Source organism: Devosia naphthalenivorans, assembly GCF_003056355.1.
Taxonomy (GTDB): Bacteria; Pseudomonadota; Alphaproteobacteria; order Rhizobiales; family Devosiaceae; genus Devosia; species Devosia naphthalenivorans.
In genome coordinates, this window is sequence record NZ_PYVW01000002.1 from 96,925 (window position 1) to 120,416 (window position 23,492).

Annotated in this window: 25 protein-coding genes and 1 pseudogene; 4 read left to right on the forward strand and 22 right to left on the reverse strand. The window is 61.9% G+C overall.

Annotated features, from left to right (window positions below; genetic code table 11):
• Positions 1–4: 4 nt before the first annotated feature.
• The 14 genes from C8264_RS03600 to C8264_RS03665 all read right to left on the reverse strand — a co-directional run bounded on the left by C8264_RS03600 (position 5) and on the right by C8264_RS03665 (position 13,703).
• Positions 5–1,153 (reverse strand): acetyl-CoA C-acetyltransferase, encoded by a 1,149-nt coding sequence (locus C8264_RS03600; RefSeq protein WP_108459600.1) that lies wholly within the window; start codon positions 1,151–1,153, stop codon positions 5–7.
• A complete protein-coding gene (locus C8264_RS03605) occupies positions 1,150–1,809 on the reverse strand; it encodes a 3-oxoacid CoA-transferase subunit B (RefSeq protein ID WP_108459601.1) in 660 nt (219 codons plus the stop codon). Before C8264_RS03605 ends, C8264_RS03600 begins: the two co-directional genes overlap by 4 nt.
• Positions 1,809–2,522 carry a CoA transferase subunit A gene (locus C8264_RS03610; RefSeq protein WP_108459602.1) on the reverse strand — a complete coding sequence of 238 codons (714 nt, stop codon included), beginning with the start codon at positions 2,520–2,522 and terminating at the stop codon, positions 1,809–1,811. Before C8264_RS03610 ends, C8264_RS03605 begins: the two co-directional genes overlap by 1 nt.
• A gap of 11 nt (positions 2,523–2,533) precedes the next feature.
• A complete protein-coding gene (locus C8264_RS03615; protein ID WP_108459603.1) occupies positions 2,534–3,508 on the reverse strand; it encodes a branched-chain amino acid ABC transporter permease in 975 nt (324 codons plus the stop codon).
• A complete protein-coding gene (locus tag C8264_RS03620) occupies positions 3,508–4,395 on the reverse strand; it encodes a branched-chain amino acid ABC transporter permease (RefSeq protein ID WP_108459604.1) in 888 nt (295 codons plus the stop codon). The genes C8264_RS03615 and C8264_RS03620 overlap by 1 nt, the downstream gene beginning before the upstream one ends.
• A gap of 56 nt (positions 4,396–4,451) precedes the next feature.
• Positions 4,452–5,651 carry an ABC transporter substrate-binding protein gene (locus tag C8264_RS03625; RefSeq protein ID WP_108459605.1) on the reverse strand — a complete coding sequence of 400 codons (1,200 nt, stop codon included), beginning with the start codon at positions 5,649–5,651 and terminating at the stop codon, positions 4,452–4,454.
• Positions 5,652–5,698: 47 nt separating this feature from the next.
• Positions 5,699–6,439 (reverse strand): ABC transporter ATP-binding protein, encoded by a 741-nt coding sequence (locus C8264_RS03630; RefSeq protein ID WP_108459606.1) that lies wholly within the window; start codon positions 6,437–6,439, stop codon positions 5,699–5,701.
• Positions 6,432–7,202, reverse strand: a complete 771-nt coding sequence (locus C8264_RS03635; protein WP_108459607.1) for an ABC transporter ATP-binding protein — start codon at positions 7,200–7,202, stop codon at positions 6,432–6,434. The genes C8264_RS03630 and C8264_RS03635 overlap by 8 nt, the downstream gene beginning before the upstream one ends.
• The gene (locus C8264_RS03640; RefSeq protein WP_108459608.1) at positions 7,199–7,984 is read right to left on the reverse strand and encodes a 3-hydroxybutyrate dehydrogenase; all 786 of its coding nucleotides are present in this window, start codon (positions 7,982–7,984) and stop codon (positions 7,199–7,201) included. The genes C8264_RS03635 and C8264_RS03640 overlap by 4 nt, the downstream gene beginning before the upstream one ends.
• 156 nt (positions 7,985–8,140) lie before the next feature.
• Positions 8,141–9,550 (reverse strand): sigma-54 interaction domain-containing protein, encoded by a 1,410-nt coding sequence (locus C8264_RS03645; protein WP_108459609.1) that lies wholly within the window; start codon positions 9,548–9,550, stop codon positions 8,141–8,143.
• Between the two features lie 140 nt (positions 9,551–9,690).
• Complete coding sequence (locus C8264_RS03650) at positions 9,691–10,296, reverse strand: hypothetical protein (protein ID WP_108459610.1); 606 nt, start codon at positions 10,294–10,296, stop codon at positions 9,691–9,693.
• Between the two features lie 14 nt (positions 10,297–10,310).
• A complete protein-coding gene (locus tag C8264_RS03655) occupies positions 10,311–10,760 on the reverse strand; it encodes a universal stress protein (protein ID WP_108459611.1) in 450 nt (149 codons plus the stop codon).
• A gap of 131 nt (positions 10,761–10,891) precedes the next feature.
• The gene (locus C8264_RS03660; protein ID WP_108459612.1) at positions 10,892–11,434 is read right to left on the reverse strand and encodes a DUF488 domain-containing protein; all 543 of its coding nucleotides are present in this window, start codon (positions 11,432–11,434) and stop codon (positions 10,892–10,894) included.
• A 91-nt stretch (positions 11,435–11,525) separates the two neighbouring features.
• Positions 11,526–13,703 carry a heavy metal translocating P-type ATPase gene (locus C8264_RS03665; RefSeq protein WP_108459613.1) on the reverse strand — a complete coding sequence of 726 codons (2,178 nt, stop codon included), beginning with the start codon at positions 13,701–13,703 and terminating at the stop codon, positions 11,526–11,528.
• A 67-nt stretch (positions 13,704–13,770) separates the two neighbouring features.
• Between C8264_RS03665 and C8264_RS03670 the strand changes: the two genes are divergently transcribed.
• From C8264_RS03670 to C8264_RS03685, 4 genes and pseudogenes are all read left to right on the forward strand, one after another.
• Complete coding sequence (locus C8264_RS03670; protein ID WP_108459614.1) at positions 13,771–14,202, forward strand: MerR family transcriptional regulator; 432 nt, start codon at positions 13,771–13,773, stop codon at positions 14,200–14,202.
• A 407-nt stretch (positions 14,203–14,609) separates the two neighbouring features.
• Positions 14,610–15,601 (forward strand): annotated as a pseudogene (locus tag C8264_RS22825) (ABC transporter ATP-binding protein).
• Entirely contained in the window at positions 15,598–16,395 is a 798-nt protein-coding gene (locus C8264_RS03680; protein WP_108459615.1) for an ABC transporter permease, read from the forward strand. Before C8264_RS22825 ends, C8264_RS03680 begins: the two are co-directional and overlap by 4 nt.
• A gap of 3 nt (positions 16,396–16,398) precedes the next feature.
• Positions 16,399–17,199, forward strand: a complete 801-nt coding sequence (locus tag C8264_RS03685; protein ID WP_108459616.1) for an ABC transporter permease — start codon at positions 16,399–16,401, stop codon at positions 17,197–17,199.
• Between the two features lie 41 nt (positions 17,200–17,240).
• On the opposite strand, the gene C8264_RS03690 is transcribed toward C8264_RS03685, so the two are convergent.
• From C8264_RS03690 to ehuD, 8 genes are all read right to left on the reverse strand, one after another.
• The gene (locus C8264_RS03690; protein ID WP_205245610.1) at positions 17,241–17,465 is read right to left on the reverse strand and encodes a hypothetical protein; all 225 of its coding nucleotides are present in this window, start codon (positions 17,463–17,465) and stop codon (positions 17,241–17,243) included.
• A gap of 31 nt (positions 17,466–17,496) precedes the next feature.
• Positions 17,497–17,910 (reverse strand): SRPBCC family protein, encoded by a 414-nt coding sequence (locus C8264_RS03695; RefSeq protein WP_108459617.1) that lies wholly within the window; start codon positions 17,908–17,910, stop codon positions 17,497–17,499.
• On the reverse strand, positions 17,907–18,230 hold the full coding sequence (locus C8264_RS03700) for an ArsR/SmtB family transcription factor (RefSeq protein WP_108459618.1): 324 nt from the start codon (positions 18,228–18,230) through the stop codon (positions 17,907–17,909). The genes C8264_RS03695 and C8264_RS03700 overlap by 4 nt, the downstream gene beginning before the upstream one ends.
• A 126-nt stretch (positions 18,231–18,356) precedes the next feature.
• A complete protein-coding gene (locus C8264_RS03705; RefSeq protein ID WP_108459619.1) occupies positions 18,357–19,733 on the reverse strand; it encodes an aspartate aminotransferase family protein in 1,377 nt (458 codons plus the stop codon).
• A gap of 34 nt (positions 19,734–19,767) precedes the next feature.
• Positions 19,768–21,258 carry an NAD-dependent succinate-semialdehyde dehydrogenase gene (locus tag C8264_RS03710; RefSeq protein WP_108459620.1) on the reverse strand — a complete coding sequence of 497 codons (1,491 nt, stop codon included), beginning with the start codon at positions 21,256–21,258 and terminating at the stop codon, positions 19,768–19,770.
• A gap of 134 nt (positions 21,259–21,392) precedes the next feature.
• Positions 21,393–21,896 (reverse strand): Lrp/AsnC family transcriptional regulator, encoded by a 504-nt coding sequence (locus tag C8264_RS03715; RefSeq protein WP_245892926.1) that lies wholly within the window; start codon positions 21,894–21,896, stop codon positions 21,393–21,395.
• A 131-nt stretch (positions 21,897–22,027) separates the two neighbouring features.
• A complete protein-coding gene (ehuA, locus tag C8264_RS03720) occupies positions 22,028–22,801 on the reverse strand; it encodes an ectoine/hydroxyectoine ABC transporter ATP-binding protein EhuA (RefSeq protein ID WP_108459621.1) in 774 nt (257 codons plus the stop codon).
• Positions 22,798–23,490, reverse strand: coding sequence for an ectoine/hydroxyectoine ABC transporter permease subunit EhuD (gene ehuD, locus C8264_RS03725; RefSeq protein ID WP_108459622.1), 693 nt, complete (start codon positions 23,488–23,490; stop codon positions 22,798–22,800). The genes ehuA and ehuD overlap by 4 nt, the downstream gene beginning before the upstream one ends.
• Between the last annotated feature and the right edge of the window lie 2 nt (positions 23,491–23,492).

Sequence of the window (23,492 nt, forward strand, 5' to 3'; positions counted from 1 at the left end):
GCGGTCAGATGCGCTCGATGCACAAAGCCACGCCCATACCGCCGCCGATGCATAGAGTGGCAATCCCCTTGGCGGCCTGGCGGCGCTGAAGTTCATGGATGAGGGTGACCAGAACGCGGGCGCCGGAGGCGCCGATCGGGTGGCCGATGGCGATTGCGCCACCGTTGACGTTGACCTTGGCAGTGTCCCAACCCATGCTTTGATTCACGGCGCAGGCCTGTGCCGCGAAGGCTTCATTGGCCTCGATCAGGTCGAGATCCGCCGCTGACCAGCCGGCCTTTGCCAGCGCCTTTTGCGAGGCGGGAATGGGGCCAGTGCCCATAAATGCTGGGTCAACACCGGCGGTTGCCCAGGAGGCGATGCGAGCAAGAGGTGTAAGACTACGGCGCTCGGATTCGCTCGCGTGCATCAGCACCAGTGCCGCAGCGCCATCGTTGATACCCGAGGCATTGCCGGCAGTCACGGTACCTGCCTTGTCGAAGGCGGGGCGCAGTTTGGCAAGTGCCTCGGCGGAGGCGTCGGGGCGGGGGTGTTCGTCGCTGGTGATCTCTACGGGGACGATTTCCTTGTCGAAGTGGCCAGCAGCCTTCGCTTTTGCTGCTTTTTGCTGCGAAGCAAGTGCGAAAGTGTCTTGTTGTTCGCGGGTGATCCCAAACTTGGCGGCGACGTTCTCGGCTGTGATGCCCATGTGGTACCCACCGAAGGCATCGGTGAGCCCATCCGAGAGCATGGTGTCGACCAAGGATATAGGGCCCATCCGCGCGGGCTGGCGCAAATTCTGGCAGTGGGGGGAGAGCGACATGGATTCCTGCCCTCCCGCGACCAAGACCCGCGCATCGCCGGTCATGATCTGCTGCATGCCCAGCGCAACGGCGCGTAAGCCGGAGCCGCACACCTGGTTCACGCCCCAGGCCGTAGCGCTTTGCCCGATGCCGGCGGCCAAGGCTGCCTGACGGGCCGGGTTCATGCCCTGTCCCGCCGTCAGCACCTGCCCGAGAATGACTTCGTCCACCTCGGCCCCCGCGACTTGGGCGCGCTCAAGGGCGGCTCTGATCGCGGTTGCGCCAAGCTGATGCGCCGGCACGGTGGCGAAGGCCCCAAGGAAACTTCCAACCGGCGTCCGGGCGGCGCCGACAATGACGATATCGCTCATGCGTCCACCTGTTGGCCCAAGCTTACCTCGAAGCGTGCTTGCGTTTTTGCCATAATTTCTTCCAGCGAGACGCCCTCAGCCAGTTCGATCAAGACCATCCGCGGCTCACCCTTGCGCGCCAGGGTGAAGACGCCAAGATCGGTAATCACCAGATCCGCGCAACGCTGGCCGGTGAGGGGCAGGGTGCATTCGCGTAGCAGTTTCGGCTCGCCCCGTGCCTCGTGCTCCATCACCACGACGACGCGGTTGACGCCTGCCACCAGATCCATGGCGCCGCCCATGCCTTTGACCATTTTGCCCGGGATCATCCAATTGGCCAGATCGCCATTCTCGGCCACCTGCATGGCGCCCAGGATCGACAGATCGATATGGCCGCCCCGGATCATGCCGAAGCTGTCGGCACTGGAAAAGAAGCTGGTCTGCGGCAATTCGGTGATGGTCTGCTTGCCGGCATTGATGAGGTCGGGGTCTTCCTCGCCCTCGAAAGGGAAAGGGCCCATGCCCAGCATGCCGTTTTCGCTCTGCAGCGTCACACTGATGCTTGGCGGGATGTAGTTGGCCACCAGGGTCGGAATGCCGATCCCGAGATTGACGTAGAAACCGTCCCGAAGTTCGCGGGCGGCGCGAGCCGCCATCTGATCGCGGGTCCTTGCCATCAGGCGTTCTCCTCCAGGCGCGAGCGCGTGGTGCGCTGCTCGATGTGTTTTTCCGCGTCTGGCACATGGACGATGCGGCTTACGAAAATGCCGGGCGTGTGAATGCCGTCGGCGTCGATCTCGCCGGTTTCGACCAGATGCTCGACCTCGGCAATGGTGAGCCGGCCGGCAGTGGCCATCACCGGATTAAAGTTACGGGCAGTCTTGCGATAGACGAGATTGCCCTCGTGGTCGCCCTTCCAGGCATGGACCAGGGCAATGTCGGCGACCAAGCCCCGCTCCATCACGTATAATTCGCCGTCAAATTCCTGCACTGGCTTGCCCTCGGCAATGATGGTTCCCACGCCCGTCTTGGTGAAGAAGGCGGGAATGCCCGCGCCGCCCGCACGGATGCGTTCGGCCAGGGTGCCCTGGGGATTGAATTCGAGTTCCAGCTCACCGGACAGGAACTGCTGGGCGAACAGCTTGTTCTCACCCACATAGGACGAAATCATCTTGCGGATCTGCCGGGTCTCAAGCAGCGTGCCGAGACCGACCCCGTCCACCCCGGCATTGTTTGAGATGACGGTGAGTTCGCGCGCTCCCGACAGGCGGACCGCATCGATCAGTGCCTGCGGAATACCGCAGAGGCCGAACCCGCCTGACATGATGGACATCCCATCCCGCAATTGTCCTGCCAGAGCCTGGGCAGCGGTGGAGTAGACTTTCTGCACTTGGATGGCTCCTAAAGTGGTTTCTTGATCCAGCGCGATATCACGCCGACGATGCCTTCCCGGAACAGCAGCACGCTGATCACGAAGATCATGCCCTGCAGCACGGTGACCCATGCGCCGAAGCTGGCGAAGTAATTCTGCATGCCGATGATCACCGCAGCGCCCACCAAGGGACCGAAAATGGTGCCCATGCCGCCCAGCAGGGTCATCAGCACGACTTCGCCGGACATGGTCCAATGCACATCGGTCAGGGAGGCGAGCTGGAACACCAGCGCCTTGATCGCCCCGGCAAGGCCGGCCAGCGTGGCCGACATCACAAAGACGGCGAGCTTATAGCGATCGACCTTGTAGCCCAGCGACGTGGATCTGGGCTCATTGTCCCGGATGGCCTTGAGCACCTGCCCGAAGGGGGAGTGGATGATCCGGTAGATGGCCAACATGCCGCCGGTGACTATCGCCAGCACGACGAAATAGAAGGTGAGGTCGTTGGCCAGATCGATGAAGCCGAAAAGGCGTCCGCGCGGTACGGCCTGGATGCCATCCTCGCCGCCAGTGAACGGTGCCTGGAGAGAGAAGAAATAGACCATCTGCGCAAAGGCCAGGGTGACCATGGCGAAGTAGATGCCCTGGCGGCGTATGGCCAAGGCGCCGATCAGCAGGCCAAGAACGGCGGCAGCGGCCGTGCCGAGCAGGATGGCCAGTTCGGGGGGCAGGCCCCAGACCTTGGCCGTGTAGGCAGAAACATAGGCGGCAATGCCGAAATAGGCCGCATGACCGAAGGACAGGAGCCCGCCGAAGCCAAGGAGAAGATTAAGCGCGCTGGCAAAGAGGGCGAAGCACATCACCTTCATCAGGAACACCGGATAAAGCACGAAGGGTGCCACCAGCATGATGAGGAGGAGGGCAAAAAAGACCAGCGTATGGTGACGGGGCGCGCCGACCTTTGCCGCGGAATTGGGGAGTGTTGCAGGAGCGTCAACAGCCATCAGGCGACCCTTCCGAACAGTCCGGCGGGCTTGACCAGCAAGACCAGCGCCATGATGACGAACACGGCCACGGCCGATGCTTCAGGATAGAAAACCTTGACCAATCCCTCGACGATGCCCAGGCCAAAGCCGGTCAGAATGGCACCCAGGATCGATCCCATGCCGCCAATGACCACCACCGCGAACACTACGATGATGAGATCGGCGCCCATATTGGGATTGACCGAATAGATCGGCGCGGCCAGCACGCCTGCCAGCGCTGCCAAGGCCACGCCGAAGCCGTAGGTCAGCGTGATCATGCGCGGCACGTTGATGCCAAAGGCGCCGACCAGAGACGGGTTTTCGGTTGCGGCGCGCAGATAGGCGCCAAGCTGGGTGCGCTCGATTGCGAACCAGGTGCCCAGGCACACGGCGAGCGAAGCCACGACCACCCAACCGCGATAGGTGGGCAGGAACATGAAGCCCAGATTGGTGCCGCCGCTAAGCTCGGCCGGTATCGAATAGGGCAGGCCGGAGACGCCGTAATAATTGCGGAACAGGCCCTGGATGACGAGCGCCAGGCCGAAGGTCAGCAGCAGCCCGTAGAGATGGTCGAGATGATAGAGCCGGGAGATCATCAGCCGCTCGAGAACGATGCCGGTGGCACCCACGGCCAGGGGCACCAGCAGCAATGCCCACCAATAGTTGACGCCGAAATAGGTCAGCATCATCCAGGCGACGAAGGCTCCCATCATGTACTGGGCGCCATGGGCGAAATTGATGATGTTGAGCAGCCCGAAAATAACGGCTAGCCCCAAGCTCAGAAGGGCATAGAACGACCCGTTGATCAGCCCCAAAAGGAGCTGGCCGAACAGGGCCTGCGGGGGAATGCCGAATAGCTCGACCATGGCCTATCCTCGTTGGTGAAGGTGCGCGCCGCGGTGGCGCGCACCTTCTGACGTAACTACTGGGTGACCAGCGCGCAGCCGCCTTCTTCCATCGGGCGGAAGGCTTCTGCCGCCGGGATGGTGGCGAGCAGGTTGTAATAGTCCCAGGGGCCAGAGGACTCTTCCGGCGTTTTCACCTGGAACAGGTACATGTCGTGAATCTTGCGGCCATCGGCACGAACTTCGCCCTGACCGAATAGTGGATCGTCGGTCGGCGTGTCCTTCATCGCGCTCATCAGCTCGGCGGTGTCCTTGCCGCCGGTGGCTTCGACGGCCTTGAGGTAGTGCATGACCCCGGAATAAACGCCAGCATGCACCATCGTTGGCATCTTGCCCCCGTTTTCAGCGGCGAAACGCTCGGACCATTCGCGCGTCTGGTCATTGAGATCCCAATAGAAGCTTTCGGTCAGCACCAGACCCTGGGCGGCTTGAAGGCCGAGCGCATGGACGTCCGTGATGAAGATCAGCAGACCCGCAAGATTCTGACCGGCCTGGGTGATGCCGAATTCGGCAGCCTGCTTGATGGCGTTGACGGTGTCACCGCCAGCGTTGGCAAGGCCGATCACGTCAGCACCGGAGGATTGCGCCTGGAGGAGATAGGAGGAGAAATCAGTGCCGGGGAAGGGATGGCGGGCCGTGCCCATTACCTCGCCCCCGGCCGCCTCGACCACCTTTGTGGTTTCTTCTTCGAGGGAATGGCCGAAAGCATAATCGGCCGTGATGAAGAACCAGTTGGTATCGCCCTGTGCCACCATGGCGCCGCCCGTACCCTTGGCCAGGGCGTAGGTGTCATAGGTCCAGTGGATGGTGTTGGGCGAGCATTGGTCACCAGTCAGTGCAGTGGAACCGGCGCCTGAATTGATGAATACCTTGTCCTTTTCGCGGGTGACTTCGCTCACCGCCAGCGCGGCGGAGGAGGTGGGTACGTCAACGATGATGTCGACGCCATCCTGGTCGTACCACTGCCGGGCGATGTTGGAAGCAACGTCGGGCTTGTTCTGGTGGTCGGCCGAGACGATCTCGACATTGATGTCCTTGTTGGCTGCGTCGAAATCCTCGACGGCCATGCGGGCGGCGATCACCGAGCCTTCGCCCGAGAGGTCGGCGTAAACGCCGGAGCGGTCGTTGAGCACACCGATCTTGATGTCGGTGGCCATGGCGGTACCGGCCATCAGAGTGGTGGCCAAAGCCGCCAGCAGCAGAGTCTTGGTTGTCATAATCGTTCTCCTCCCGATTTTGGTTGGCCCCATTGGCGGGGCAAACACTACACGCCCAGATAGGCGTGAAGCTTGGCTGTGTTGGCCGTCAGGTCTGCGTTTGGGATCATGTCGATCACCCGGCCCTGTTCGACCACGTAGTGCCGATCCGCGACCGACGCCGCGAAACGGAAATTCTGTTCCACCAGAACGATGGTGAAGCCCCGTGCCTTGAGCATCGCCAGGGTTCGGCCAATCTGCTGCACGATGACCGGGGCCAGACCCTCGGTTGGCTCGTCGAGCAGAAGGAATTTGGCGCCGGTTCGCAGGATGCGGGCGATTGCCAGCATCTGCTGTTCGCCGCCGGATAGCTTGGTACCCTGGCTGGAAAGGCGCTCCTTGAGATTGGGGAATATGTCGAGCACTTCCTCACGCCCAAGCCCGCCCGGGCGCACGATCGGCGGCAGCATGAGGTTTTCGTCGACCGAGAGCGTGGAGAAGATGCCGCGTTCTTCGGGGCAAAATGCAATGCCGGCGCGGGCGATCTGGCGAGGGGGCAGGCCCAGAAGCTCCCGTCCCTCGAAGCTTATCGAGCCCTCGCGGCGCGGCAGCAGGCCCATGATGGCGCGCAGCGTACTGGTCTTGCCTGCCCCGTTGCGCCCCAGCAGGGTCACGACTTCGCCGGGGCGCACGTCGAAACTGACGCCGTGCAGGACGTGGCTTTCGCCGTACCAGCCATTAAGATCACGAACGCTGAGCTGGATGTCGCCAGGCGCGGTTTCGGCGGCAGTCGCGGCTGCGTCACTCATGGCCCGCTCCGATATAGGCTTCGATGACGCGCGCATCCCCGGAGACCTCCTCATAGGTGCCTTCGGCGAGCACTTCTCCACGCGCCAGCACCGTGATGCGATCGGACAGGTCGGCCACCACGGAAAGATTGTGTTCCACCATCAATATGGTCCGGTTGGCCGAGATCCGGCGGATCAGCGCCGAGATGCGCGCTACGTCCTCCTGCCCCATGCCCGCCATGGGTTCGTCGAGCAGCATCAGCTCCGGTTCGAGCGCCAGGGTGGTGGCGATCTCCAGCGCCCGCTTGCGGCCATAGGAGAGATCGCCCGCCTCGGCAGCGGCGTAATCGGCCAGCCCCACCTCATCCACCCGACGAAGCGCATCTTCGTCAAATGCGGAGAGAACCTTTTCGGAGCGCCAGAAGTCGAAACTGTCGCCGCGCCGGCGCTGGAGCGCGATGCGGACGTTTTCGAGCACGGTGAGCCGCGGGAATACCGCCGAGATCTGGAATGAGCGGATCACGCCAAGTCTGGCGATTGCGGCGGGGGAGAGGCTGGTGATGTCGCGGCCATTAAAGCGGATGGCTCCGGCGCTGGGCTGCAGGAATTTGGTCAGGAGATTGAAGCAGGTGGTCTTGCCGGCGCCATTGGGGCCGATCAGCGCGTGGATGGAGCCGCGCCGCACAGCCAGGTCTACCCCATTTACCGCCACGAAGCCGGCAAAGCGCTTGGTCAGCCCTTGGGCGGATAGGATAATGTCGTCTTTTGCTGCGGCGGTGCTCATTTGGCGGTCCACCCCCCATCGATGCTGATGGCCGATCCGGTGATGGAGCGCGCCCAATCCGAACAAAGATAGGCGGCCAATTCAGCAATCTCCTCGGGCTGGACAAACTGACGGGTCGGCTGCGGCGCCAGGATCACCTGCCGGATCACTTCGTCTTCGCTGCAATTGTGCACCGCTGCCTGGTCTTTCACCTGCTGGGCGACCAGCGGCGTCCAGACATAGCCGGGGCAGATGGCGTTGACTGTAACGCCTCGCTCGGCCACCTCAAGGGCCACGGTCTTGGTGAGCCCGACCACCCCGTGCTTGGTGGCGACGTAGGCCGATTTGTAGGGCGAGGCTCGCAGGCCATGGGCGGAGGCGATGTTTATGATGCGGCCCCATCCAGCCTGCGCCATGCCTTCGATGGCTCCGCGGATGGTGTGGAAAGCGGAATCCAGGCTCACCGCAACGATACGATCCCAATCGGAGGGGGGCAGCGCCTCGATCGGGGCGACCTTCTGGATGCCGGCATTGTTGACGAGGACTTCGAGACTGCCGAAATCGGCGATCACCCGCTTGACCAGCGCGTGGCTCGCCTCGCCATCGGCAAGATCGGCCTGATAATAGGCGACACGGCCAGTAGCGCCGGCGCGCAATTGCTGCATCACTCCGGCTACATCTGCCTCAGGCTCGAAGCTGTTGACCGCCACGTCATAACCCATGGCGACGAATTTGCCGGCGATCGCCAGGCCAATGCCACTCGTGGAGCCAGTCACCAATGCGGTGCGCTTTGCATCGCTCACTGCGTTCTCTTCCCTTGCTGGACCTTTAGTCGATCCTTCCCCGGAACGTTGCAGGTTCCGTGCCAACTCCGGCAGCGAGGCAAGCCGGGCAATGTCAGGTGATGAGGTGTCCGGGAATTGGGACGATCTAGCAGGATGTCCGGAAAGCCGGACAGATCAGAGAGCGTGGCGCTTGAGCTTTTCATAGAACTGGGAGCGGGATACGCCCAGCCGCCGCGCCGCGGCTGTCCGGCTGCCGCCGCTGGCAGCGAGTGCGTCGACCAGAGCCTGCCGCTCGGCTGCTGCCAGGCGCATGGAGAGATCGCCCTTGTGGGTGGCCGCGGGGTTGTTGCGCTGGCGCTGTGGCAGGGCGCGCTCGATCAGCGGTCCGCTGATCTGATCATTGGCGGCCATGGCGGCCGCCCGCTCAAGAGTATTGCGCAATTCGCGCACGTTGCCGGGCCAGTCATGCTGCATCAGCTGGGTGATGGCTTCCGGTGAGATGATCCAGCCGCTGCCGTCGGGGGGAGGGGCGATCTGCTCGAGGATGACTTCGCTGATTGGTCCAATGTCCTCCAGACGCTCCCGCAGGGGCGGCACGTAAACCGTCAGAACCGCGATCCGGTAATAGAGGTCCGCCCTGAATGATTTCTCGGCGAGGCGGCTTTGGAGATCCTGCGAAGTCGCTGCGATGATGCGGACATCGACCTTCTTAACCGTGTTGGAGCCCAGGGGCTCGATTTCACCCTCCTGGAGGGCGCGCAGCAGCTTGGCTTGCAGCGAAGCCGGCATATCGCCGATTTCGTCCAGAAAGAGGGTGCCCCCATGGGCGAGTTCGAACTTGCCCTTGCGCGGCTTGCGGTCGGCACCGGTGAAGGCGCCCGGCGCCACCCCGAAGAATTCCGCTTCCAGCAGGGTTTCGGGGATGGCGGCGACGTTGATGGCAACGAACGGCCCATCCGCGCGGTCCGATTGCTGGTGCATCGCATGGGCCAGCAATTCCTTGCCAGTGCCGGTTTCCCCCTCGATCAGCGCGGCGCCGTCGCGCAGGGCGAAGCGCCGGACAGTCGCCTTGAGTTCGCGAACGCATTCGCTGATGCCCACGAAGCTCGACAGCGTGTACTTGGTTTGCCGCTCGCGGGTGAGGGCTGCCCGGGCCCGGCTGAGCTGCTGCTGCAGGCTGGCGAACTTGTCCAGAATTGGCGCAAGATAATCGACATTGTCGTAAAAGACGAAACCGACCGCCCCTTCGACATGGCCGTTCTCATCCTTGAGCGGAATGCGGCAGACCACGAACTGGCGATCATCGAAGTCCATGATATCGAGCAATATCGGCCGCCCGGTCTCTACCACTCTTCGCAACAGCGAATGGGGAATGACATCCTCGACGGACAGGCCGAGCGGATCGAAACTCGGATCCAGCTTCAGCAGTTCACGATAACGAGTGTCGATCCAGGTGATGCGCGTCTGCGCATCGACAATGATCGCTCCCTCGAAATAGTCGCGCAGCAGGCTGAACGCGTCAACCGCCTGCTCGATGCTGGCGAGACGGTGTGCCGGTTGGAGAGCGCGGAGCGTTTCGGTCAAGTCTTGTGATCCTGAATGGCGATCACAGACTAGCCATGTCCGACTTTCCGGGCAATCGGTCTTGCAGAGCTACGTTCTCATGACCACGTTTCCAGCGATGGGTCATCAGTGGCATTGAGCCCCCGGCACGTGTTTCACCTCTATGACTGCTGCTTCGTGTCCGCTCCGTGCGTCGCATCTTCCACGCTGGCGAGAAACCAATTGGGATCGGCTGAACGCAGATTGCGTTCAAAAGTCCAGGTCTGCAGCGCTGTCATGGCCTGTTGCCTGCTTTCGCTCCAACTCCTGGGGCTGTCCCAGAGACCAAGGGGTACGCTGGCCCTGCCGAACCGCACCTTGATCCAGGCGTGCCGGCCGATGATCCCCGCGCCGACAATCTCGGCGAAGCTGGCCATCTCGCCGCTATACAGGCCAACACAGCTGCCGATGCGCTCCCGCGCGGACATCGAAGCCAGCGCAGTTGTCTGGGTCATCTCGCCTTTGCGCGCGGCGTCGGTGAGTTGATTGAATGCGTTTTCTGCGCCGAGCAAAAACTCACTTGCCGTGGCGTAGCCGCAAGCAAGGCAAATCCGCTGCATGGTCTGTCCAAGCTGGTCCGCGCCAGTGGGGCCAGTATCTGGAAGATCTGGGGGAACACCAAGCGCTGCGCCGGAATAATAGTTTCCATAAAGGTCGTGCTTGATCACCAGCCAAATATACAAGGCGATCAATGGCCCCAACAGCAGCAAACCAGCCAGATTGTCCATCCTCGGCCACCTTCCTACTTGATAACCAGAACGGGGACTTTCCCGCGCGTGATCACCTCAAGCGTCTCGCTCCCGAGGAGAAGCCTGGCCATGCCGCGCCTGCCGTGTGAGGCCATTACGATGAGATTGATGTCGTGTTCTTCGGCGGCCTCCAGGATGCCTTCGCCGGCATGGCGATCGCGTAGAAGAAGCGGCTCCACGTCCACTCCAAATTCGCTCGCCTGCTTTCCGGCCGCTGCAAGGACTTCTCTGGCCTGCTTTTCCAACGTGGCCGCATAATCGGCTGCGGCGTCGATGCCGCCGGTCTGGGCGGATAGATCTTCCAGGCCCACCCTGGACCAGGGTTCCGTTACCGTGAGTACAAAGACTTTTGCCTTGAGGGTTTTCGCAAGTGCCAACCCATGGTCCAAGCCCCGCTTCGCCAGGTCCGATCCATCGGTCGCAATCAGGATGCGCGTATACATCTCGCCCTCCTTTCAGGATGAATCCTCGCAGCGGGTGACAGCTTTGTCCAAGTAATTGTTTTGCAAGATGGCAGCAATAAAACTGCGCAGTAGCGAACCCTTCCTCGCTTATGCTGGAAGCGCGATGATCTTTACTGGTCGTCGTGGACATCGGGGTAAATGACCTTGTCTCCCTCGATCTTGGCGCCGCGGGTGAGAGATGCACTCGTGACCTGTTCCTCTCCCATGATGTGAAAGACCGTCTCGCCCTTCGCCAGCAGGTAGTCAGCGATGATCCGGCGGTGGCAGCGCCACCAGACCGCCTCGGCACACATGATCGCCGGCCGGCCCGTCTCGGCCAGATCGATCAATTGCTGCAGCCCGGCGCGGAACTCGGGTGTTTGGGAATAGTCCGCATAGTTCTGGAAACTCTGGTTCCGCCAGAACCTGCCTTCGGCGTGCGGGAATTGACGCTGCTTGCCACGAAGCCCTCCCAGGCCGGCAATGTGGCAGTAGGCGATCTGATATTCCTGCAGGGTTGTGCCCAGCACGTCCAGATTGAACTGCGGGTTGGTTCTGGATCGTGGAACCGTGCGCACATCCACGAGGTATTTAATCTCGGAATGCTGCAGCAGGCTTACGAATTCCTCGATGGAGCGTGTGGAGTGCCCGATGGTGAAGAACGGATAGGTCAACGGTGTGAGGCTCCCAAGGCAGTTTCCTTCCGACGCCCATGCGCCCTCAACTGCAACATGTTTCGCCTGGGATAAGGTTCCAATGGGCGCGTCATCGGTCAGGGAAAACCGACATCCCCTTCCAGCCAAGAAGCCGCATTGCGTTGGCCGTCACGAGAACCGTGGCGCCGGTATCGGCCAGGATCGCTGGCCAAAGCCCGGTGATCCCAAGGATGGTGGTCACCAGAAAAACTGCCTTGAGTCCCAGGGACAAGGTGATGTTCTGGCCGATATTGGCCATGGTCGCGCGCGACAGAAGCATCATGTTGGCGATATCGATAACGCGCCCATGCAGGATGGCCGCGTCGGCCGTTTCCAGGGCGACATCTGTGCCGCCGCCCATGGCGATGCCGATATCGGCCGCGGCAAGGGCAGGGGCGTCGTTGATCCCGTCGCCCACTTTGGCGACGATGGCGCCGGCCGCCTGAAGCTCACGAACGATACGCTGCTTGTCTTCGGGCAGCAGGCCGGCGCGGACGGTCATGCCAAGAGAAGATCCGATGGCACGAGCGGTGCGCTCGTTGTCGCCCGTCAACATCACCGTTTCGACGCCGGCATCCCTTAGCGCCGAAAGGCCCGCATGGGCGTCGGGTCGCGGCTCATCACGGATCGCGAAGATGCCCACGATTTTATCGTTGGCCAGAAGGACTGAAACGGTCTTTCCCTCATCGTTGAAGCCATCGATCCGCGCCTGCAATTGGGCTGGAATGTCGCCCAGCTCGGCAGCGGCCCTCGCGGAAGCAAGCAGCAGACGATCGCCGCCGACGGTCCCGGTCACGCCCTTTCCTCCGATAGCCTTGGCGTCCATCGCCGGCGGTACCGGAACGTTCATCGCCTTGGCTTTGGCCAGGATCGCCAGGGCCAAGGGGTGGCTCGAACCGGTTTCGATGGCTGCCGCCATGGACAGGAGCTTGGCTTCCGCGATACCGATCGCCACGACATCGGTGACCTGCGGCTTGCCTTGGGTCAGGGTTCCGGTCTTGTCAAACGCCACCATGGTGATCTTGCCGAGACCTTCGAGGATGGCGCCGCCCTTCAGCAGCAGGCCGCGCCGCGCCCCGGCCGACAAGGCAGCGGCAATTGCCGCAGGCGTCGAAATCACCAATGCGCACGGGCAGCCGATCAGGAGGATCGCCAATCCCTTGTAGATCCACTCGCCCCAGGATTGGCCCAGCAGCAGTGGCGGCAGACTGGCAACCAGGGCTCCCACCACCAGCACTGCGGGCGTGTAAAACCGGGAGAACCGATCGATGAAGCGTTCGGTGGGTGCCTTGCTCTCCTGCGCTTCCTCGACGAGACGGATAACCCTCGCGATGGTGTTATCGCTCGCCTGGGCGGTGACACGGATCTTGAGGACATTGTCGGTGTTGATGGTGCCGGCAAAGACCCCGTCGCCCGGCTGCGTGCTCTTGGGCATGCTTTCCCCCGTCACCGGCGATTGGTCGACGGCGCTGCTGCCCTCAATGACGGTGCCATCGGCGGGAATCCGGTCGCCGGGGCGGACCATGACCAGTGCGCCGATGGCCAGGCTGGCAGCAGGCACTTCGCGAACCTGGTCGCCTTCGATGAGTTGGGCGGTCTTGGGAACCAGGTCGGCAAGGCCCTTGATGCTGGATCGGGCCCGGCCGGCAGCCACGCCCTCGAGCAGTTCGCCCACCAGGAACAGCAACACCACGGTGGCGGCTTCCTCGGTAGCACCTATGATGACGGCGCCGATCGCGGCAATGCTCATCAGGGTTTCGATGGAGAAGGGTGACCCCGCCATTGCCCCTGCGATGGCTCGCCGCCCGATCGGGACAAGCCCCACCAGCAGGGCGAGCAGGAACGCCCAATGACCGATTTCCGGCGCGAGCCTCCCTACCAGATAGGCGGCCAGAAGCGCCGCCCCGCATGCCAGGGCCAGCAAGGCCTTCCGGGTTTTCGACCAGGGGCCGTCTATATTGAACTCGGGGTCGCCGTGAAGGTGCGGCCCGGCGGATGGCTCCGATGTGTCCTGCGGTTGGGCCGGACGAATGGGCTTGGTCGGGTACCCGAGATTGCTGATTTGAGCGGCGATGGCACGCAGGTCGGCCTTTGCCTCATGCCTCACCGACATCGTGCCTGCCATGACGGAGACGGAAACGTCTTCGACACCAGCCACGCGGCGGGCAGCAGTGTCCACTTTTGCAGCGCAACTGGCACAATCCATGCCCTGCACACTGAAGCGTGTCGTTTCAATTCCGGCCGTCATGGCACCAACTCCTTGCATTCTGCATTTGGTGCCTACATCCTCCAGTGACTATAGGAGCAAGAGGAAAATGCAGCACGCAATCGCTATCGGCAAGGTTTCGGCAGCAACCGGGGTGAAGGTGCCCACGATCCGCTATTACGAGCAGATCGGGCTGCTGCCGCCACCGCCTCGCACGGAAGGCAACCGTCGGACCTATGACCGGAAGGATGCCGAGAGGCTGACCTTTATTCGCCACTCGCGCGAGCTGGGTTTCGAGATCGACCAGATTCGCACCTTGCTTTCACTGCAGGACCGTCCCGACCAATCGTGCGGCGAAGCGGACGTTATTGCCAAGGCGCGGCTGGCCGAGGTCAAGGAAAAGATCGCGAGCCTTCTGGCGCTTGAAGCGGAACTTGAGCGCATGGTCGAGGGCTGTTCCCATGGCAGGGTCGAAACCTGCCAGGTGATCGAGATCCTGGCCGACCACGGCAAGTGCCGGCACCACCAGCACGAGCAATAGTCGATCCAGGTGGTGGCCCCTCCACGATCACGAATGTCACGCAGGGCTGCTCATGTCAGTGGGCTCCTGGTCGTTGGGGTCGGGATTGTTCTGGGCAGCAGGCAGAACGCGTAGTGCCTGCTGGCCCGGTCCCGGCCCAAAGCGACTTTTACCGATCCTACGCCAGGGGCTCGGCGGCCTGACCCTGCGGTGACGAGAAGCAAGATCTTCAGCGGATATCTGCTGGTCTATGCACAGTTGGCTTTGTTGTAGTCCGGCGCACGATATCAGGCTATTCAACGGAGCTTAGACCCATCTCTTTTGCTCGAGCGCGCGGTAGCGAGCATCGAGCCCAATAAGTGACTAGCTCTACTGACAGGCAGCCGCCCGGCTGACCGGTCGGCGATCCATGTGGGAAACGGGAGACCATGGAAAGCATCATTTCTGTACGTGAGGTCTTCAAAACATTCCGTCAGCCGAAGCGTTTCCCGGGCCCCGGGGGAGCCGTGCGCAGCATTTTCAGCCGGGATTTCACGGAGGTTCGTGCTGTCTCCGGGATCAGTTTCGATATCGCTGCGGGCGAGGCGGTGGGCTATCTCGGCCCGAATGGCGCCGGCAAATCCACCATGATCAAGATGATGACGGGGATCCTTGTTCCAACGTCTGGCACGCTGACGGTTCTTGGTCGTACACCCCATCAAGAGCGGATGATCAATGCAGGCGAAATCGGCGTCGTCTTCGGCCAGCGTAGCCAGCTTTGGTGGGACCTGCCGGTAAGCGATAGCTTCTCGCTGCACAGGCGCATCTACGACATCCCCGATGCGCGATACGCCGAAAACCTGTCCTATCTCAGCGCGATGCTGGCCATGAACAGCTATCTCGATCGCCCTGTTCGTCAGTTGAGCCTGGGGCAGCGCATGCGCGCGGAAATCGCCATGGCCCTCCTGCACGATCCGAAGGTCTTGTTTCTGGACGAACCCACCATAGGGCTCGACGTGGTGGCAAGGACGCGGTGCGCAAATTTCTTTCGGAGGTAAACCGCGAACGCGGCACGACCATTGTGCTCACAACACACGATCTGCAAGATATCGAAGAAATATGTCCGCGCCTGATCATGGTCGACGACGGCAAGCTGCTGTTCGATGGTGAGCTTCCAAGGCTACGAGAATCCCTTGGTTCACGTCGGCGATTGACGCTTGAATTTGCTTCCGACCCCGGCGCGGTGGCCCTGAGCACGGCCCGGCTGGTTCACGATGAAGGTGCGCTCAAGCACTTCCTGCTCGATCGGGAGGATACCTCCATTCTGGACGTTCTGACCGAACTTGGTTCAGGCTATGACCTCAAGGATGTCGCGCTGCACGAGCCGGCCATCGAAGAAGTCATTCGCACCTTCTACCAACAAAAGCCGGTGCTGGTGTGAGAGCGCTGGCCTACACAGCCTTTGCAGCCAACGCGTTTCAGGCGCGCCTTGCGTATCGCAATCAGGTTTGGGCCGGTGCGTTCGGTGACCTCGTCTTCATGTTCGCCCGGATCGCAATCTGGATTTCGGTGTATACCGGGGCGAGCAGTCATGGCGGCGTCACGCTGCCGGAGATGATCACCTACGCGCTACTCGCCGGGCCGGTGCTCTACTGGGATTATTCCAGGCTTCTGAACGATGTGGATACCGTCGTGCGCACCGGCGACATCGCCGTGTACCTGCTCAAGCCCCTGCATTTTCCAGTTTACCTGCTGGCTAATCATTTCGGTAATTTCGCGTTTGAATTTCTCGCCATGACCGTTCCGGTGGCTTTGGTCGTCGGGCTCACGTTCGGCCTTTTGCCGCCGGCCGATCTATTTTATGCCTTGGCCTTTGTTGCGTATTGGGGCCTGTCTTTCATGATGCTTTTTGTGTTGGCGACCCTGCTCGGACTTGCCGCTTTTTGGCTCATGACGGCGCAGTCGCTGGACTGGTTCTTTAACAGCATCATGACGCTGCTCTCAGGCGGCCTGTTGCCGCTATGGTTCTTTCCAGATTGGCTGGCAGCGATTGCCGGCCATCTGCCTTTTGCCTGGGTGTCCTATTATCCTGCGGCCGTGTATTTGGGGAAACTGGATGTCATCCAGACGCTGATCTACTTTGGGATAGGATTGGCCTGGCTCTCAGTGCTCCTCGGTGCTCTCGTTTGGCTGTGGTCTGCAGCACGCCACCGCCTCGTCGTTCAGGGCGGGTGACCAATGACCCGAGAACTCACCATCATTCCCGAACTGGTCCGTATGTTCGTGAAGACCAAAGCCGAGTACCCCGGCGCCATGATCCTGGGCTGGGTGTCGCAGTTTGCCTCCTACGGGGCCATGTACACTGCCATTGCTCTGATCATCGCCCGCTTTGGAACGCTGGGTGGCTGGACCTGGTCGGAGATGGCGCTCCTCCTGAGCTTTCACCTGCTCAGCTATTCGCTCGGCGCCGCCTTCAGCTTCACGCAATTCCGCGACCTCGAAGAGCTCGTTCGGATGGGCCGTATGGATGCGATCCTGGTGAAACCCATCGGTCCCTGGGTCTACATGGTCTTCTCGGGCCTCAATATCGGTTATGCCGGACATGTTGTTTTGGCGGTAGGCCTGATGGCATGGGCACTCACGCAGGTGCAAATCGACTGGACGCCGTGGATGGTGCTTTATCTGTTGGCGACGCTTATCGGTGCAGCGATGATTGTCTGTGCCATCATGACTATGATCGGTGCCACCGCACTGGTATGGGTTCGCTCACGTCACCTCTATTCGATTTTCTTTGGCTTCTGGGAACTCGCCCGTTACCCCCTCAACATCTTCCCTGGCGTGCTGCAGATCCTGCTGCTCACCTTGGCCCCGTTGGGCTTCATGAGCTATGTCCCGGTCGCCGTGGCATTGAACAAGGAAGTGGTGCTGCTGGGTGGTTGGGCAGCTTCTGCCTCACTCATAGCCGGCCCCGTCGCCGTTCTTCTGGCGATGATGCACTGGCGGTTCTGCCTACGGAACTATCAGGGAGCCGGTGGCTAGGCACCCACAACGCTATCCGCGCGGCGGAGACATGATCAGGTTCATACCCCGCCAGTGGCACGGCCCCGACGCCAACGGGTCACATAAGGAAGACCGAACAGATATAGCCCGGTGACTGCCAGCAGGGCGAGCGGAAGCAATGGCAGATAGGACACCCAGACAATGGGAGTCGGCTGCGCCAGTGCGATGAACGTGGCGATCACTGTGAGGGTGAAGACGATAGACATCCAACGATGGAACAGGCGGATAAATGCATTCAGGTTCAACTGACCCTCCTATGATGTTGCCAATGAGAGCTCAGTCGAGCTTTGCCACAACGGCTTCCAATTTGGAGAAGAAGGCTTTCCAGCCCACTTGAGCGCCGCGATAGGCCTGTTCCTGATCGGGACGGAAACCCACCTGTTCCATACGCAGATTTGTGCCTGAATTGGTCGGTGTGAGCGTCCAGGTCACCGTGCTTTCCAGGCCCAAAGCGTTCCAAGTATAGGAGAGTTGCCGATGGGGCTCGACTTCGACGACCATGCAATCGACGGCGCCCCAATCTGCCGTCAACTGGAACTCATGGCCCGCAACTGGCTTGAAATCGCTCTTCATCAGCCATTCTTCAATAAGCTGCGGTTGGGTCAACGCGCGCCAGAGTTTTTCCGGCGGGAAGGCGATTTCGCGTTCGATGATGACCGAGCGTAGCTGCGTCGCGCTATTGGTAGTCATTGGTCCATCCTTTTGAGCAGACTTTCGAGATCGTCGAACCGGCTTTCCCAGAAGCCAGTCATTTGGCGGGTCCAGTCCATGAGCGGGGTCAGGGCAACGAGTTTGGCACTGTAGTGGGTTTGGCGGCCCTCGCGGCGGTCCTGCACCAGACCAGACTGTTTGAGAATGCCGAGATGTTTGGACACGACAGGCTGCGAGACACCGGCCTTTGCAGTCAAGTCGCCCACAGTCTTCTCGCCCTCCCGGCAAAGCCGTTCGAAGAGAGCGCGCCGGGTGGGATCGGCAAGCGAGCGAAAAAGCGCGTCCTGTGCAGTCGACATGGTAAATCCATAGCTGGTTGGCTATAGAACAACCCATAGCTATATAGCTATGGGTTCGTCAAGGGCGTCCTTACTCTGGCAGAGCGCGTTGCCGATAATACCGGTCGGCAACGCCGTTCGTCAGATCTACGGTTGCCCAAGCACTTCGCTCACGGCAGCAGTAAATGCGGCGATGATGATGTCTGCCTCTGACTGGCTGAGACACAAGGGCGGGGCGAAGCCGATGATGTCGCCCTGCGGCATGGCGCGGGCGATGACGCCACGGGCCAATAGGGCCGCGGCCAGCCTCGGACCGACCTTTTCGGAGGGATCGAAGAAGGTGCGGCTGTCCTTATCCTTGACGAATTCGACGGCGCAGAGCAGGCCCTCGCCGCGCACGTCGCCGACATTGGGATGGGCCGAGAGGGCGTCAAGCATGGCGGCGTTGAAATAGCCGCCGACAGTGCCGGCGTTCTCGACCAGGCCCAGGGAATCCACCAGCAACAGATTGGCGACCCCGGCCGCGGCACTGATCGGATGCGACGAATAGGTCCAGCCGTGCCCGATCGAGCCATTCTCGTCGGTGCCGCGGACCAGCACGTCCCACATGCGCTTGGAGAAGATCGAGCCCGAAAGCGGTGCATAGGCCGATGTCAGCCCCTTGGCGATGGTGATGATATCGGCTTCGAGGCCGTACTTGTCCGAGCCGAACATGACCCCAAGACGCCCGAATGCGGTGACCACCTCATCGACGATGAGCAGGATATCGTGCTTTTTGAGGACGGCCTGGATGGCAGGCCAGTAGCCCTGCGGCGGCGGCACCAGGCCCCCGGTGCCCAGCACCGGCTCGCCGATGAAGGCCGCAATGGTATCGGCGCCCTCGCGCTCGATCATGGCTTCGAGTTCGGCCACGCAATGGGCCACGAAATCGGCTTCGCTCATGTCCAGCCGGGGGCGGCGGAAGTAATAGGGCGCCTCGGTGTGCAGGATTGGCGAGAGCGGCAGGTCGAATTTCTTGTGGAAGGCCTCGAGGCCGGTCAGTGAACCCGTCATCAGGCCGGAGCCGTGATAGCCGCGCCAGCGCGAGATGATCTTCTTCTTTTCGGGCCGCCCCAGGATGTTGTTGTAGTACCAGACCATCTTGATGTTGGTCTCGTTGGCGTCCGAACCGCCCAGGCCGAAATAGACCTTGGACATGTTCTTGGGCGCCCGCTCCAGGATCATCTGGGCGAGTGTGATCGAGGCCTCGGTACCGTGGCCGACATAGGCGTGATAATACGCCAGTTGGCGGGCCTGTTCGGCAATGGCGTCGGCGATTTCGGTGCGGCCATAGCCGACATTGACGCAGTAAAGGCCCGCAAAGGCGTCGAGCAGGCGATTGCCGTCGCGATCCTCGATATAGACGCCCGAGCCGCCGGTGATGATACGGCTGGGACTTTCGCCCCGCGCATGCTGGCCCAGATGGGTCGAGGGATGAAAGAAGTTGTCGCGGTCCCAGCGGTCGAGTTGGTCGTTGGTCAGCATTTTCTTGTGTTCCTTCCGTGAGATACGCGAGCGATCAACGCCAGTCGCGGCAGACATATTTGACCTCGGTGAAGGCCTCCATCCCCAGTCGCGCGCCTTCGCGGCCGAGGCCGGACTGCTTCATGCCGCCGAAGGGGATAGGCGCGCCGGTCACCTTGGTGCGGTTGACGGCGACCATGCCGAATTGCAGCGCGCGGCTGGCGCGGTAGATGCGGCGTGGATCGTTGGTGTGGAGATAGGCGATGAGGCCGTATTCGGTGTCGTTGGCGCGGGCGATGACCGTGGCTTCGTCGTCGAACGGCGCAATGGCCGCCACGGGCCCGAATGTTTCCTCATGCATGACGAGGGCATCGGCGGGGACGTCGACGAGAACCGTGGGTGCAAAGAACAGCGGGCCGGCCGGATGCGCCTTGCCGCCAACGAGGCAGCGGGCGCCTTTGGCAAGCGCATCCTCGACATGCTGGCGCTGCTTGTCGACGGCGCGCTGGTTCATCAGCGGCCCGATATCGGGATCGTCGATGCCGGGGCCGACGGTGAGTGCGGCGGTTGCCCCGGCGAAGCGCCGGCAGAATTCGTCGTAGAGCGGGCGTTCGATGAAGAAGCGGTTGGCGCCCAGGCAATCCTGGCCGGAGGTGGCGAATTTGGCCTTGATAGCTTCTTCGACGGCCTGGTCGAGATCGGCATCGGCGAAGACGATGAATGGCGCGAGGCCGCCCAGTTCCATCACCAGACGTTTCATCGTGCCGGCCGACTGGCGGTAGAGCAGACGCCCGATTTCGGTCGAGCCGGTGAAGGAGAGGACGCGCACGCGCGGGTCGTTGGTCCAGGGCTCGACTACCTCGGCGGCACGGCCGGTGACGACGTTGAATACGCCGGGCGGCATTCCGGCACGATCGGCGAGGACGGCCAGCGCAGTGGCGGAAAACGGCGTTTCGCTCGAGGGATGGGCCACGCAGGTGCAGCCGGCCGCCAGGGCCGCAGCCGCCTTGCGGGTCAGCATGGCGGCGGGAAAATTCCATGGGGTGATGAGGGCGGCCACCCCGGCCGGCTCGCGCCAGACTTCGACTTCGGCATCGGCCAGATGGGAGGTGACGCTCTCTATATTGGGGCGCTTGGCCTCCTCGGCGTAGAACTCGACGAACGAGGCGGCATAGTCGATTTCGCCCCGGGATTCGAACAGCGGCTTGCCCTGTTCCCGCGTCATGATCAGCGCCAGGTCGTCGCGGGCGTTGCGAATGGCCTCGTACCAGCGGCGAAGGATCGCCGCGCGTTCCTGGGGCAAGAGCCCCGACCAGTCGGGAAACGCCCTAGCGGCCGCGTCGACCGCCGTCGTGGACGCAGCGCCGTCCAGTGCTGGAACCGCGCCGATGACCTGCCCGGTGGCGGGATCGGTCACGTCGATGGTGTCGGCACTATCGTTGCTGCGCTGTCCGTCTATGAAGGCGGAAGCGCAGAACAGGTCGGGGTCGGCCAGGCCCGCGATCGGGTCGGCGCGCCGGTGGGTTTTCGATGCTGACGCTGACATTGCCGCCTCCACATTGGCTGCGACAATATCGGGCTAGCGGGAGAGGCGTTCGCCAAACTCGGTCGCAAATTCGGAGGGAAGCCCTGTTTGCCAGCGGGCAAGTGGGCAAATCATCTGGCGCCGGTTGGGCGGACCTATTCCTGGCTGGCGGCGAGCCGGGCGACGGGCAATGGCTCGTCCTTGATCGGGAGGGTGACGACGTAGGAATAGTAGCGCTTGATGCCGATTTCCCGGGCCAGCAGATCGTTGATCAGCCGTTGGTAATCGTCCAGGTGCCGGACGATGAGCTTGCAAATGTAGTCCATGCCGCCGCCTACGGCCCAGCATTCGACGACTTCGGGGATGGCGGCGATGGCCTTTTCGAAGCGGGCGAAATCGTCGCTGCGGTGGTTTTCGATCTCGATCGGCACGAAGACGATGGTCACCGGCCCGAAGGCCTTGAGCGAGATCTGTGCCTGGTAACTCTCTATAATACCTGCATCTTCCAGGCGCCGCAGCCGCTCCCAGCAGGGCGTGGCGGAAAGGTTGACGCGCTCGGCCAAAGCCGCCTTGGGGATGCGGCCCTCGCGTTGCAGGATGCTCAGGATCTTGATGTCCCGGTCATCCAGCCTCAGTCGTTCGGTGTTTGATACGCTCACGCCAGATCGAGGCCCCAGTTAAATCTGGGACCACACTAGAGGCGTAACGGCACAATCGTCCAGCAGCATGCTTGCACATTGCTGCGGGCGTGCCTGCATAGTGCTTGCAGTTTGCCAGCAAGAACGTCGGGTCAGGCGTCGAGAACAGCTTTGAGGAAATCGCGCGTGCGTTGCTCCTTGGGGTCGGTGAAGAGTTCTTCAGGCGTGCCCTGTTCCTTGATCCGGCCCTTGTCGAAGAAACAGACCCGGTCGGACACTTCGCGGGCAAAGCGCATTTCGTGGGTGACCAGCAGCATGGTCAGGTCATGTTCGGAGGCGAGGCGGGCGATGACGTTGAGGACTTCGCCGACCAGTTCGGGGTCGAGCGCCGAGGTCGGTTCGTCGAACAGCATCACCTTGGGGCGCATGGCGAGCGCGCGGGCGATGCCGACACGCTGCTGCTGGCCGCCGGATAATTGGTGGGGATATTTATCGGCCTGGTCGGCGAGGCCCACCATTTCGAGCAGTTCCTCGGCGCGCAGATTGGCATCCTGGCGGCTGAGGCCGAGCACCTTGACCGGCGCCTCGGCGATATTGCGGCGCACCGTCATATGCGGAAAGAGGTTGAACTGCTGGAACACCATGCCCAGCTGCTGGCGCATCTTGCGCAGGTGCCCCTCGCCGGCGGGAACCAACGCGCCGTTGCACTGCTCGTGCCATAGCGGCTCGTTGCCGACATAAACCACGCCGGCATTGATGGTTTCGAGCGTCATCAGCACCCGTAGCACCGTCGACTTGCCCGATCCCGAAGGCCCGATGATGGTGACCTTCTCGCCGCGCTTGACCTCGAAATCGAGGCCGTCGAGCACCTTGAGCGACCCATAGCTCTTTCCGACCTTGTCGAACTTGATGATGTGATCGCTCATTTGAGGGGCAGTCCTTGCTTGGGAAGGCGCATGTCGAGCAAGCGCACGCCGGCCGAGGCGACCAGGGTCATGATGAGGTAGAGCCCGCCGACCATGGAGAGCGGCACCATGTAATCGAAGGTTCGGTCGCCGATGATCTTGGCGACGTTGAGCATTTCGAGCACCGTCACCACTGACAGCACCGGCACGTCCTTCATGATCGAGACCAGGTAATTGCCCATGGCCGGGATGATGCGCGGAATGGCCTGTGGCAGCAGGACGTGGGTGAAGGTGTGGGCGGCGGGGAAATTGAGGGCCCGCGCCGCCTCGCGCTGGTCACGGCCGATGGCTTCGAGCCCGGCGCGATACACCTCAGACGTATAGGCGCTGTATTGCAGTCCCAGCGCCAGCGCGCCGGTGAGGAAGGCCGGCAGCACGATGCCGTATTCGGGCAGTACGTAGTAGAGAAAGAACAGCTGGATCAGCAGCGGCGTATCGCGGATGAATTCGGTCAGGGCCCTGGCCGGCCAGGAGATGAAGCGCGAGGGCGCGGCCTTGAGAACCGCCAGGATCAGGCCCAGCACCAGCGCGACGAAGAAGCCCAGCACGGTTGCCTGCACGGTGACCCACAGACCGATCAGCAGGATCGGCAGGATGGACCAGGCAAAGGCCAGTTCGCTCGATGTGTCCCATTCGATACCGAACAGCATGG